The sequence below is a fragment of the Aeromonas sp. PS2Canimalfood6 genome (genome assembly GCF_048276795.1).
GTDB classification, from domain to species: Bacteria; Pseudomonadota; Gammaproteobacteria; order Enterobacterales; family Aeromonadaceae; genus Aeromonas; species Aeromonas caviae.
The window spans coordinates 1-413 of sequence record NZ_JBLUXC010000171.1; the positions used below are offsets into that span (position 1 = coordinate 1).

Sequence of the window (413 nt, forward strand, 5' to 3'; positions counted from 1 at the left end):
GACATCCTTGATGCCTGCACATCGGCCTGGAAGCACTTTATTGCCGATGTGGAGCGGGTGATGTCACTTTGTAGCCGAGATTGGATAAAACTGACCTAATGTTTAATCCGATTGGTATTATATCCAGAACGCGGGTCTTCGAATAGATATTGAGCAGAGACAGGCCACAAACAAGTCGATATTGGCTGGGATGATGAATGCGAGTATCAGAAAACACGGCGGGAGACCGCACCATAGTGTCCGTTTGCCCTCCAGTGAGGGCTGAATTTCAGGCAATAAAAAACCCCGCTCAAGTGAGCGGGGTTTCTTGTATTGGGTGCCTGGCAGTGTCCTACTCTCGCATGGCGAATGCCACACTACCATCGGCGCTACAGCGTTTCACTTCTGAGTTCGGCATGGGGTCAGGTGGTTCC

Annotated in this window: 1 rRNA gene; it reads right to left on the reverse strand. The window is 50.8% G+C overall.

Annotated features, from left to right (window positions below):
- Positions 1–318 precede the first annotated feature (318 nt).
- Positions 319–413, reverse strand: a 5S ribosomal RNA gene (gene rrf, locus ACNPAA_RS21105); the annotation flags it as partial.